Origin of the sequence: Ruminococcoides intestinihominis (assembly GCF_040096285.1) — a bacterium.
Taxonomy (GTDB): domain Bacteria; phylum Bacillota; class Clostridia; order Oscillospirales; family Acutalibacteraceae; genus Ruminococcoides; species Ruminococcoides intestinihominis.
The window spans coordinates 18,293-30,851 of record NZ_JBBMEY010000002.1 but is presented as its reverse complement, the minus strand read 5'-3'; the positions used below and the strand labels follow the sequence as shown (position 1 = coordinate 30,851).

Annotated in this window: 8 protein-coding genes; 6 read left to right on the top strand and 2 right to left on the bottom strand. The window is 34.8% G+C overall.

Annotation, left to right across the window (positions count from 1 at the left end):
* The first annotated feature begins 7 nt into the window (after nt 1-7).
* The 6 genes from rpoD (at nt 8) to WMO18_RS01030 (ending at nt 10,781) form a co-directional block, all read left to right on the top strand.
* Complete coding sequence (gene rpoD, locus WMO18_RS01055; protein WP_022505624.1) at nt 8-1,096, top strand: RNA polymerase sigma factor RpoD; 1,089 nt, start codon at nt 8-10, stop codon at nt 1,094-1,096.
* Between the two features lie 50 nt (nt 1,097-1,146).
* Nucleotides 1,147-2,403 (top strand): phosphopyruvate hydratase, encoded by a 1,257-nt coding sequence (gene eno / locus WMO18_RS01050; protein WP_367286232.1) that lies wholly within the window; start codon nt 1,147-1,149, stop codon nt 2,401-2,403.
* A 180-nt stretch (nt 2,404-2,583) separates the two neighbouring features.
* On the top strand, nt 2,584-5,418 hold the full coding sequence (gene pulA / locus WMO18_RS01045) for a type I pullulanase (RefSeq protein ID WP_211147579.1): 2,835 nt from the start codon (nt 2,584-2,586) through the stop codon (nt 5,416-5,418).
* 49 nt (nt 5,419-5,467) lie between these two features.
* Nucleotides 5,468-8,602 (top strand): type I pullulanase, encoded by a 3,135-nt coding sequence (gene pulA / locus WMO18_RS01040; protein WP_211147578.1) that lies wholly within the window; start codon nt 5,468-5,470, stop codon nt 8,600-8,602.
* A 477-nt stretch (nt 8,603-9,079) separates the two neighbouring features.
* Nucleotides 9,080-9,493: a MarR family winged helix-turn-helix transcriptional regulator gene (locus tag WMO18_RS01035; RefSeq protein ID WP_138155996.1), complete on the top strand. Its 414-nt coding sequence runs from the start codon at nt 9,080-9,082 to the stop codon at nt 9,491-9,493.
* A gap of 1 nt (nt 9,494) precedes the next feature.
* Complete coding sequence (locus tag WMO18_RS01030; RefSeq protein ID WP_022505630.1) at nt 9,495-10,781, top strand: cytidylate kinase family protein; 1,287 nt, start codon at nt 9,495-9,497, stop codon at nt 10,779-10,781.
* Between the two features lie 62 nt (nt 10,782-10,843).
* On the opposite strand, the gene WMO18_RS01025 is transcribed toward WMO18_RS01030, so the two are convergent.
* Both WMO18_RS01025 and WMO18_RS01020 read right to left on the bottom strand, forming a co-directional pair.
* The gene (locus tag WMO18_RS01025) at nt 10,844-12,202 is read right to left on the bottom strand and encodes a PFL family protein (RefSeq protein ID WP_022505631.1); all 1,359 of its coding nucleotides are present in this window, start codon (nt 12,200-12,202) and stop codon (nt 10,844-10,846) included.
* A 12-nt stretch (nt 12,203-12,214) separates the two neighbouring features.
* A complete protein-coding gene (locus tag WMO18_RS01020; RefSeq protein ID WP_022505632.1) occupies nt 12,215-12,478 on the bottom strand; it encodes an ACT domain-containing protein in 264 nt (87 codons plus the stop codon).
* Between the last annotated feature and the right edge of the window lie 81 nt (nt 12,479-12,559).

Genomic DNA, 12,559 nt, shown 5'->3' with positions numbered 1-12,559 from the left:
GATATATATGAGTGGACAGGTTGATAAGAAAACAGTAATCAAAGATTTACTTGAACAAGGTAAACAAAAGGGAAGCCTTTCAAACCAAGAAATCCTTGATGCTATTGGTGAAATTGAATTTTCACCTGAACAACTGGAAAAGCTATATGATGGTTTGGAAGCACAGGGTATCGAAATCATTGAAGACAACAGTGTTGATTTATCAGATATTGAAATCGTAGCATCAAAATCATCCAGCAAAGGTGACGAAATTGCAGCAGAAAGAGTTGCAATTGATGATCCGGTAAAGGTATATCTAAAGGAAATCGGTAGAGTTCCACTGCTTTCTCCTGAAGAAGAAATTGACCTTGCTATTAAAATTGCTGATGGCAACACAGAAGCTAAGAAAAGACTATGTCAAGCAAACCTCAGACTTGTTGTTTCTATTGCAAAGCGTTACCTAGGCAGAGGTATGCTATTCCTAGATCTTATTCAGGAAGGTAACTTAGGTTTGTTAAAGGCTGTTGATAAGTTTGACTATACAAAGGGCTTTAAGTTCTCAACATATGCTACATGGTGGATTAGACAGGCTATCACAAGAGCTATTGCCGATCAGGGAAGAACAATTCGTATTCCTGTTCATATGGTTGAAACTATTAACAAGGTAAAGAAAGTTTCTTCTCAGTTACTTCACCAGAATGGTCACGAACCAACTGCTGATGAAATCGCATCAGAAATTGATATGCCTGTAGATAAGGTTAGAGATATTATGCGTGTTGCTCAAGAACCTGTATCTTTGGAAACACCAATCGGTGAAGAAGAGGATTCTCACCTAGGTGACTTTATTCCTGATGATGATGCACCGGCACCTGCAGATGCTGCATCTCATACATTACTTCGTGAACAACTAAACGAAGTTCTTGATACTTTGACTCCAAGAGAAGAAAAGGTTCTAAGACTTCGTTTTGGTCTTGAAGACGGCAGAAGTCGTACACTTGAAGAAGTAGGTAAGGAATTCAATGTTACTCGTGAGAGAATCCGTCAGATTGAAGCAAAGGCTCTTAGAAAGCTAAGACACCCTTCAAGAAGTAAAATTCTAAAAGATTACCTAGACTAATCAGTATAATTTAACCTCCTTTGTCAATAATGATAAAGGAGGTTTTTTATATGTGTATGTTAATTGAAGAAATAAAGGGAAGACAAGTCCTAGACTCTAGAGGTAATCCAACAGTTGAAGCAACAGTAACATTATCTGATGGTACAGTACAGTCTGCAATTGTTCCGAGTGGTGCGTCAACCGGTGCATTTGAGGCAGTAGAACTTCGTGATAATGATGACGTGTATTTTGGTAAGTCAGTGTACAAAGCAGTAAAAAATATTAACGAAATTTTGGCTCATCATTTAGTAGGTACAAGCCCATATCAGCAACGATTAATTGATAGAATGATGTGTGACCTTGATGGTACAGAGAATAAGAAAAACTTAGGTGCAAATGCTATTTTGGCAGTTTCAATTGCAGTAGCAAAAGCCTCAGCATCATCACTTAATTTACCATTATATAGGTATTTAGGTGGCTTTAATGCTCATAGATTACCTTGTCCTATGATGAATATTCTAAATGGTGGTGCTCATTCAGACAACAATGTGGATATTCAGGAATTTATGATTATGCCGGTAGGTGCTGACAGTTTCCGTGACGGATTAAGACAATGTACGGAAATTTACCACACACTAAAAACATTGTTGAAGAAGGATAAACTTTCTACTGCAGTAGGTGATGAAGGTGGTTTTGCACCAAACCTTTCAGGTGATGAAGAAGCACTTGAATATATTTTGAAAGCAATTGAAGAAGCAGGATATAACACGGAAAATACAAAATTAGCTTTAGATATTGCCTCATCAGAATGGTATGCTGAGGGTATGTACAATCTACCTAAGAGAAAAATATCTATGACTACAGAAAATATGATTGAATACCTTGATAATCTTACAGAGAAATATCCTATTATCTCAATAGAAGATGGACTTTCAGAATTTGATTGGTCAGGGTGGGAAGAGCTTACCGGAAAGTTATCCCACATACAATTAGTAGGTGATGATTTATTCGTAACAAATGTAAATAAACTTTATAATGGTATCAAGGTTGGAGCAGGCAATTCAATCTTAGTGAAAATGAACCAAATCGGTACTTTAACAGAAACATTTGATGCAATCGAACTTGCCCATAAAGCCGGTTATACAACTGTAATTTCCCACAGAAGTGGTGAAAGTGAAGACACAACAATAGCAGATATTGCAGTTGCTTGTAACTCAGGACAGATAAAAACAGGTGCGCCATGCAGAAGTGAAAGAACTGCAAAGTACAATAGATTGTCTAGAATAGAAGAAGAATTAACAGGTGTGTCAACGTACGGCATAGAGTAATGACTTTATTAATAAATCTTTCGTAAGTTAAATGAAAATATAGTCAAAGTGTCTATAATTTGACCTATTTTTTCTACACATAAACCGTCTATAAAGACGGTTTAATTCTTTTGTAGAAAATTATTTACAATAATATTTGTTAGAATGAGTGTATATGAATACAGAACTAAGGGGGATTTTATGCCTATAAAAAAAATTCTTTCTATGGTTTTGATACTAGTTATGATGGTGGGATTAAATATAGTGAATTTTAATGCTGAAACAACCAAAGATTATGCTGTTTATGCAGCAAAACTAGACGAAACATCTTATAACGGAAATGACCTAGGTGCTACTTATTCTAAGAAAGCTACTACTTTCAAGGTTTGGTCACCAACTGCTTCCGAAGTTAAGGTTAGACTTTATAAGTATGGCTCAGAGAAAGAAAACAAGGATGGCTTCTTTAAGGAACAAGATATGACTTTTGATAAATCAAATGGTGTATGGTCTTGTACCTTAACAGGTGACCTAAAGAACATATACTATACATATGTTGTTACTAATGATGGCAAAGCTGAAGAAGTAGTAGATATTTATGCTAAAGCTGTTGGTGCTAACGGTAAGCGTGGTATGATTGTTGATTTATCTTCAACTAATCCAACAGATTGGAATAAAGATACTCACAAAACTGTTAAGAATCAGACAGATGCTGTTATTTGGGAAGTACAAGTTAAGGACTTTTCTTATGCTGAAAATTCCGGTGTAAGTAAAGAAAATAGAGGTAAATTCTTAGCTTTTACAGAAGATGGTACAGTTGTCGATGGTGTAAGTGGCAACAATGCTACTTGTATTTCTTATCTAAAGAAACTTGGCGTTAACTATGTACAGATTAACCCTATGTATGACTTTGGTTCAGTGGATGAAACCGGTAAGGATGACCAGTTTAACTGGGGTTATGACCCTGTAAACTACAATGTTCCGGAAGGTTCATTTTCTTCTAACCCTTATGACGGTAATGTTAGAATCAATGAATGTAAACAGATGATTAAAGCTCTTCATGATGCCGGTATCGGTGTTATTATGGATGTGGTTTATAACCATACTTATACAGGTGAAGATAGCTATTTTAACAGAACAGTTCCAAATTATTATTATAGAATGAATAGTGACGGTACATTTTCTGATGGTTCAGCTTGTGGTAATGATACTGCTTCCGAACATAAAATGTTCAGAAAATTTATGATTGATTCTATTACTTATTGGGCTAGTGAATACCACATTGATGGCTTTAGATTTGATTTAATGGGACTTCATGATTGTGATACAATGAATCAAATTCGTTATGCTCTTGATGAAATCAATCCACAAATTCTAATGTATGGTGAAGCATGGGATTTAAAGACTGCTTGTGATGATGGTACAGCCTTAGCAACTCAAGCTAATATGGATAAGTTGGACAGTAGAATCGGTGCTTTTGATGATACAGTTCGTGATGCTATTAAGGGCAATACTTTTGATGCAACAGATAAAGGTTTCTTAGCAAGTGGTAAGAAAACCGGTAATATCAAAATCGGTCTTTCCGGTGAATGTGTCAACGGTTGGGCTTCAGCACCAACACAGTCTGTTGTTTATTCAAGTTGTCACGATAACTATACTTTATATGATAAGTTAGTTAGCTCTCTATATCCTGATGAAAAGGATTTTAGAAAGCGTCATGCAAATCTAGTTGAAATGACTAAGTTGAACGCTGCAACAATTTTTTCTGCTCAAGGTATGACATTCTTCCTAGCAGGTGAAGAGTTCTGCCGTAGTAAAGATGGTGATGAAAACAGCTTTAAGTCACCGGCAACTCTAAATATGATTGATTGGGAAAGTGTTAATAACTACAGTGATGTTGTAGAGTACTATAAAGGTATGATACAGATTCACAAGAAGTTTAATGCATTTAGAGACCCAACAACTACTACTGCAAAGAACCTGGATTTTTTTGAAAATGATACAAAGGGGTTAGTTGCTTTTGCAGTTGATGGATTAGAAAATGACAACTTTAAGAAAGTTGCAGTACTTCTAAACGGTAACCCTGATAAATCTGTTAAAGTTGATTTAAGCAAGATTAAGAATTATTCAGATGATTTTGTAATTATTGCAAATGATGAAACTGCCGGTTTAAGAAACCTAGGTACAGTTTCAGGTACTGTAGAAGTTCCACAAAGTTCAGCAATGATTCTTGTTGATAAAGACAGCTTTGATAAAAATTGTCACTCAACAGATGGTGCTGTAGTTGTTGATTATATTGATAACAAAACAGGTGAAAAGGTTTCTACAGAAATTGTTAAAGGTCAAGTAGGTGATAGCTATAGTGTTACACCTAGTGACTCAGTAAGAAGAAAATACAAAATCATTGACAAAGAAAGCACAACAGGTAAATTTACTTCTGAAAACAAACATTGTAAATTTACTGTTGAAGCTTATACAGGTGAATATAGCACAGTAACAATTAAGTTTATTGACTCATCAACCGATAAAGCTATTGCTCCAAGTAAAGTACTAAAGAACCAGGTCGGTCAGCAGTACTTTACTGATGAAATTCCTTCAATTAAGGGCTATGTACTTGATACAGATGCATTACCTGAAAACGGTGCAGGTATTTTTGCAGTAGGTGATAAGGTAGTCACTTATAAGTTTACTAAAGAAAAGACAAAGAAATGTCAAGTTAATGTTATCTATATGGATTCTGATGGTAATATTATGGATATCAAGAAGCTGGAAGGTAAACAAGATAAGAAGTATAAAACAAAGGCTAAAGAGTATGAGAATCTTACTTTAACATCAACTCCAAAGAATGCCTCAGGTGTTTATACAAAAGCAGAACAAACTGTTATTTACAATTATCAATTAAATGACAATAGAAAAAAAGCTCTTGTTACAACTATTGCACTGGTAGGACTTGGTCTATTAGCCGGTGCCGGTATTACCCTAAAAGTTCGTTCTTCAAGAAAGAAGAAGAGAATTAGGGGTATTGAAATTCAGAAATAATATTCTTTGAAGAATTATTTTTTTAATAAAAAAGGGAGGAATAAATAAAATGAAAAGAATTATTTCCGTAGTTCTTTCTATCATGATGTTAGCAACTGTTATTCCATTTGCAACAGTTTCTTCATCAGCAGCTACTGCTTCTACACCAACAAAGTATGAAACAGCAGCTCACAAAATTGATAGTATGTATCGCTACAACGGAACAGACCTTGGTGCTACTTATACTAAAGAAGCAACAACATTCAAGGTTTGGGCACCTACAGCTAAATCAGTAAAGGTTAATTTTTATGCAACCGGTTCTGATAAAGAAGAAGGTGCTAAGGACTTAGGTTCAAAAGAGTTAACATTAGATGAAAAGACAGGTGTTTACTCAGTAAAGGCTGATGGTGATCTAGCAAACACATACTACACTTACACAGTAACAGCTGCAAGTATTGCTGATAGTACAAAGGTTACTACAAAGGAAATTCCTGATGTATATTCAGTAGCTACAGGTGTTAACGGTAAGCGTTCAATGGTTTGTGACCTTTCCAGTACAAATCCGGAAGGTTGGGATCAGGATAAGCATGTTTTAACAGATGACATTGCTGATGCTTCAATTTGGGAAATTCATGTAAAGGACTTCTCATATTCTGAAAGCTCAGGTGTTTCTGCTAAGAATCGTGGTAAGTATCTTGCATTTACAGAACTAGGTACAACTCTAAACAACCTAGGTTCAATTCCAACTTGTGTTGATTACTTAAAAGAACTAGGTATCTCATATGTTCAGATTAACCCAATGTATGACTTTGGTTCAGTTGATGAAACAGGTCCTGATAATCAGTTTAACTGGGGTTATGACCCAGTGAACTACAATGTTCCAGAAGGCTCATATTCATCAAACCCATATGATGGTAATGTTAGAATTAATGAAATGAAGCAGATGATTCAGGCTCTACATAAGGCTGGTATCGGTGTTATTATGGACGTAGTATACAACCATATGTACAACACAAATACATCTTTCCAGGGTACAGTTCCTGATTATTACTACAGAATGAACGCTAATGGTACATGGTCAAATGCATCAGGTTGTGGTAATGATACAGCTTCTGAAAGAGCTATGTATCATAACTTTATGGTTCAGTCAGTTAACTATTGGGCAACTGAATATCACATTGATGGCTTCCGTTTTGACTTAATGGGTCTACATGATGTTAAGACAATGAATGATATTCGTTCAACACTAGACAAGATTAGCCCTAAGATGCCTGTATATGGCGAAGGTTGGTCAATGTCTACTAAGAATGACCTAACAGACTATGATGGTGATACAGTACGGATGGCTTCACAGGGTTCTACAAAGGCTCTGGATAGCAGGGTTGGTATGTTCAACGACCAGTATCGTGATGCTGTTAAGGGTAGTTACTCATCAATCGATGCTAAGGGTTATATCCAAGGTAACCTAGTTGATACATCTAAGGGCGTTAGATATGGTGTAAGAGCTAACACAGCCGGTTCTGCTGCAAAATGGAAGGCTTATTCTCCTGCACAGTGTGTTAACTATGTATCTTGCCACGATAACAACACTCTATACGATAAACTATGGGGTTCTGTATATGGTAAGACATCTGATTACAGAGCAAGAAATAATAACCTAATTCGTATCAATAAGTTTGCCGAAACAATTGGTGCAACTTCTCAGGGTCTTCACTTCTTCCTAGCAGGTGAAGAAATGGGTAGATCTAAAGATGGTGACGAAAACTCATATAATTCTGCTGCTACAGAAAATATGATTGATTGGAATGATGTTTCCAAGAATGCAGACCTAGTTTCTTACTACAAGGGTATGCTTGATATTCGTAAGTCATTCTCACCATTTACAACAGATGACATTAACCTAAGGGATAACTACAGATTCGGTCAAACATTAACGAATTCATCTAATATTGTTTCTTACACAGTTTCTAATGCTACTGAAGGCGAATGGAACAAACTTGCTGTTGTTATGAATAATGATGTTGAGAAGAGTGCAACAGTTTCTCTGGCATTTGATAAAACTCTTGCTAATGATACAGAATGGGTTGTTATTGCCGACAGTGATGAAGCAGGTCTAACTCCAATTAAGTACATTAAGGGTAATGAAATTGAAGTTCCTTCACAGACTGCTATGGTTCTTGTTGAAAAGTCAACATATGAAAAGGCTAACATCAAGACTAATAGATCAAAGGTTACAGTTGTTAACAAAGATGTTGATACAGGTAAGATTCTTTCAAAGCAGGTTCTATACGGTACAGCTGGTACAAAGTATGAAGCTAAGACAGATGAAAATCTAAAGTTACAGTATGAGCTTCTTGGTATTGATGGTGATCAGTATGGTACATTCGGTACTACTGATAAGACAGTTACATTTCTCTATGGTGAATATGTACCTGAAAATCTAAAAAAGACCCTAACAGGTAAGTCAAAGTTAACTGTTAAGGACGCTACTCTAATTCAGAAGTATCTAAGCAAAACTGCAACTTTAACTGAAGAACAGATTAAAACAGCTGACTACAACCAGGATGGTGTTGTTAATGTTGCTGATGCTACTTTAGTTCAGAAGAAGATTACTCACAAAGATTATGGTCTAGTAAATAAAATCCGTATTAGATATATTAGTAAGTCAACTAATAAGCCAATCGCTCCTGATAAGGTAATGGATATAGTTGCCGGTAAGAGCGATACTTATACACCTGATAAACTAATTGCCTATAAGTATGCTAATGAATATACACTAGATGGTAATAAGGTAGAAAGTGAAGTTTCTTCAGTAGATGTTCAGCACAAGTTTGCAGGTCAGCTACTACTATTCTATTATGATGATGATAACTATGATGTAACACTTCATGTTAAGCACAGTGGTTCTGCTACATGGACACCAAAACTGTGGGCTTGGTATGATACAGAACTAGGTTCTGTTAACATTTATAATAAATGGCCAGGTCAGTCATTAACAAAGGGTGATGATGGTTGGTTTACAACAACATTTAAGGTAGCTAATGGTGTTGATTATAGCTTAATCATCAACAATGGTACAGTTCAGACTCAGGACTACAACGGTGTTTCCGGTACAGAAAAATGGATTATCATCAATGATAATAAGATTATTGATAAGGGAGACTTCTTATCATTCTATGATACAAAACCTGGCTTAATCGGTTAATAAAAAAATAGTCAAACATTTAGCCCCACTTTATGTGGGGCTATTTTTATAGGTTTAATAATAAATGTTGGAGTAAGAAAAGTAGAGTATAAATTTAAAAATCCGTTAGAATGAAATTATTTAATTAAACAAAACAATGTCAAAAAATTAATCGACATATAATTACTAAATAATACCAATTTGTAATTATTAAAACAAAATTATTTCAATTTCATAACAACATTGTACCAAATAGTGACAAATAATACTATATAGTGCTATAATCTACTTGTAAGGAAAAAATATTCTAAATATATTTCTAGTCTTTAATTTATCCTATGATAAATGTATATATGCAGAATTGTTTTGTTCCACTTGTTAATTTGTTAGAAAATACGGGTGCTAATGCACCTGTTTTTTCTTTTGTATAAAAGTAGTTCTATTGTTGACAATTAGAATTCAAAGTGTTATTATAATTATCGGAAAGAAGGAGAGGCAATGAGCTATCATAAGTTGATGATGGAGAATAACACAATGTACACAAAAAAGGTATTTGACAATGTAGCAGATAGAAAGTTGTCTAAAGGACAACCGAAAATCTTAGAATACCTTTACGAAAATGATGGTGCAGTACAGAAAGATATTGCAAAGTCTTGTTTTATTGAACAAGCAACTGTCACAAGCATTTTAGCAAGAATGGAAAAGAATGAACTTATCATCCGTAAGGTTGATCCTGATAATCGCAGATTTCAGTTTGTGTATTTAACTGAAAAGGGAAAAGTAGAGGCAAAGTTTGTTATAGAGTCTTTTGCTAAGCTAGAGAATAATGCTCTGAAAGATTTTACTGATGAAGAGAAAATGCAATTTGTAAATTTTCTAAATAGAGTCAATAAAAACTTGAAGGAGTGTTAATATGAAGAAGAAAAATTTAGTTAGACGATATATTGTATTTTTGTTTGGACTTTTTATAAGTTCTTTAGGTGTTGCATTTGTAACAAAAGCAAGTTTGGGTACATCACCGATTTCAAGTATTCCATATGTACTTAGCCTAAAATTTACACCAACTTTAGGTGTATTCACAATTTATTTCAGTCTATTTTTAATTCTTTTGCAGATTATTATTCTAGGAAAGAAATTTAACAAAATAGATTTATTGCAAATTCCTGTATCAATTTTGTTTGGTTATTTTATAGATATTTCTATGTTTCTTTTAACTTGGGTTAATAGCGATATTTATGTAGTAAAAGTTCTTTACCTGTTAATCGGTTGTGTAATCCTTGGTTTTGGTGTTTATTTGGAAGTAATTGCTGATGTTCTTATGCTTCCGGGTGAGTCATTTGTTCGTTCACTAACAATTAGTTTTGGTGTTGACTTTGGTATTACAAAGGTTTGTTTTGATGCTTCTATGACAGTAACTGCCGGTATAATTTCATTTATATTATTTAACACAATCAATGGTGTAAGAGAAGGTACAATTGTAGCTGCTTTAATAGTAGGATTAATTGCAAAGTTTTTTGGTAAGCACCTTGCTTTTTTAACAATGCTACTTATTCCACAATCTGCAACAGCTGAGACAACTGAACATAAAGAAAACACTAACAACCTTATTATCACAATTGCTAGGGGTTACGGTAGTGGTGGCCGAGAAATCGGCAAATTGGTGGCTGATAAGCTAGGTATTAAATATTTTGACAAGGATATTATTACACTAACAACTGAGCAAAGTGGAAACACAGAGCATTATGTAGAGAATAATGAGCAAAAAATTGCTAACAGTGCTTTTTATAATTTCTATTCACAGTTTTATTATGAGGGTGCTGAAAGCACAAAGTGTGATAAACTGTTTAATGTGGAAAAGAATGTTATGATAGACCTTGCATCTAAGGGCGATTGTGTTATCTTAGGCAGATTAGGTAACTTTATTTTTAAAGACTATGAAAATGCTTTACATATCTTTATTGACAGTAACCTTGAAAATAAAATTGCAAGAGTTATGAAAAGAGATGATTTGTCTGAAAATGATGCTAAAGCTAAAATTAAAAGAGTAGAAACGGAAAGAAAAAATCATTGCAAACATTTCTCTAACAAGGAATGGGGAGCAACCTCTACTTATGATTTAACACTTAATAGTAGTAAATATTCTGTTGATAAAATCGCAGATATTATTGTTTCCTTAGTGAAAAACAAAGTTAATAAATAATTGCAAAAAAATAAACTCCTCACAACTGTGAGGAGTTTTGTTATATAAAAATGTATTCTTAATTAGTTCTTAAGTGCCTGTAGTGGAGCAGGAATCTGACCACCTCTGTTAATAAACTTAGCAGGTGAACCTTTTCTAAGTTCCATAACAGGACCGTAACCAAGTAGACCACCAAAGTTAAGAGTGTCACCGGCTTTTTTACCAATAGCAGGGATAAGTCTTACTGCAGTTGTCTTAGTATTAACCATACCGATAGCTGCTTCATCAGCAATAACTGCACTGATAACATCAGCAGATGTGTCACCTGGAACAACAATCATATCAAGACCAACAGAGCAAACAGCTGTCATACTTTCTAGTTTAGTAATGTCAAGGTAACCGTTTTCAGCAGCAGCAATCATACCGGCATCTTCAGAAACAGGAATAAATGCACCTGACAGACCACCAACTCTTGAAGAAGCCATAACGCCACCTTTTTTAACTGCATCATTTAGCATAGCAAGAGCAGCAGTAGTACCGTGAGCACCACAACCTTCAAGACCCATTTCTTCCAGAATATAAGCAACTGAGTCACCAACTGCCGGAGTAGGTGCAAGAGAAAGGTCAACAATACCAAAAGGTACATCAAGTCTCTTACTAGCCTGTTGAGCAACTAGCTGACCCATTCTTGTAATCTTAAATGCAGTCTTTTTGATAACATCGGCAATTTGAGCAATGTTGTGATTTTCACATTTTGTAAGAGCAGCTCTTACAACACCGGGACCTGATACACCAACATTGATAACCTTATCAGCTTCACCAACACCATGGAAAGCACCTGCCATAAATGGGTTATCTTCCGGAGCATTACAAAATACAACTAACTTTGCAGCACCAATACAATCTTTATCCTTAGTCAGTTCAGCAGTATCTTTAACAATCTGACCCATAATTTTAACAGCATCCATATTGATACCGGCCTTAGTTGAGCCAATGTTTACAGATGAACATACTTTTTCAGTAGTAGCAAGTGCTTCAGGAATAGATTTAATCAGTTCCATATCACCAGATGCAAAACCTTTTTGTACAAGTGCTGAGTAACCACCGATAAAGTTAATACCAAGTGTATCAGCAGCTTTATCAAGTGTTTTAGCAAACTTAGTAATATCCTGGTTCTTACATGGAGCAGCAACCATACCGATAGGAGTTACAGAAACTCTCTTGTTAATGATAGGAATACCATATTCGCTTTCAATATCCATACCTGTTTTTACTAAGTCTTTTGCACTGTAACAAACCTTGTCATAAACCTTCTGACAAGCCTTGTCTATATCATTATCCATACAATCAAGTAGAGAAATACCCATTGTTATAGTTCTAACATCAAGGTCCTCATTGTCAATCATATTTATTGTTTCAAGAATATCTTTTGTTTCTAGCATTACTTATACCCCTTAAATTTTGTGCATTGAATTGAAAATATCTTCATGCATTGAGTGAATCTTAAGGTTGTTTTCATCACCAAGTTTTTCAAGAGTAGATGAAAGTTCACCAAAATTCTTCTTTCCTAGTTCTACAAGCATAATCATAGCAAACATATCCTGAAGAACGCTCTGTGATACTTCAACGATATTTGCGTCATATTCAGAACATACTGTAGATACTTTAGCAAGAATTCCTACAGTGTCTTTACCTACAACAGTGATAACAGCTTTCATAATGTACCTCCAAAAATTAATTTCTTTAATTATACTACTTAATCGTATAATTGTAAAGTCACTTTATTGCATTAAAGTGCA

What these genes read in the sequence shown, in the direction of transcription:
- pulA (WP_211147578.1), top strand. Translation starts at nt 5,468, where the DNA reads ATGAAAAGAATTATTTCCGTAGTTCTTTCTATCATGATGTTAGCAACT.
- WMO18_RS01025 (WP_022505631.1), bottom strand. Translation starts at nt 12,202, where the DNA reads ATGCTAGAAACAAAAGATATTCTTGAAACAATAAATATGATTGACAAT.
- WMO18_RS01035 (WP_138155996.1), top strand. Translation starts at nt 9,080, where the DNA reads ATGAGCTATCATAAGTTGATGATGGAGAATAACACAATGTACACAAAA.
- pulA (WP_211147579.1), top strand. Translation starts at nt 2,584, where the DNA reads ATGCCTATAAAAAAAATTCTTTCTATGGTTTTGATACTAGTTATGATG.
- WMO18_RS01020 (WP_022505632.1), bottom strand. Translation starts at nt 12,478, where the DNA reads ATGAAAGCTGTTATCACTGTTGTAGGTAAAGACACTGTAGGAATTCTT.
- eno (WP_367286232.1), top strand. Translation starts at nt 1,147, where the DNA reads ATGTGTATGTTAATTGAAGAAATAAAGGGAAGACAAGTCCTAGACTCT.
- rpoD (WP_022505624.1), top strand. Translation starts at nt 8, where the DNA reads ATGAGTGGACAGGTTGATAAGAAAACAGTAATCAAAGATTTACTTGAA.
- WMO18_RS01030 (WP_022505630.1), top strand. Translation starts at nt 9,495, where the DNA reads ATGAAGAAGAAAAATTTAGTTAGACGATATATTGTATTTTTGTTTGGA.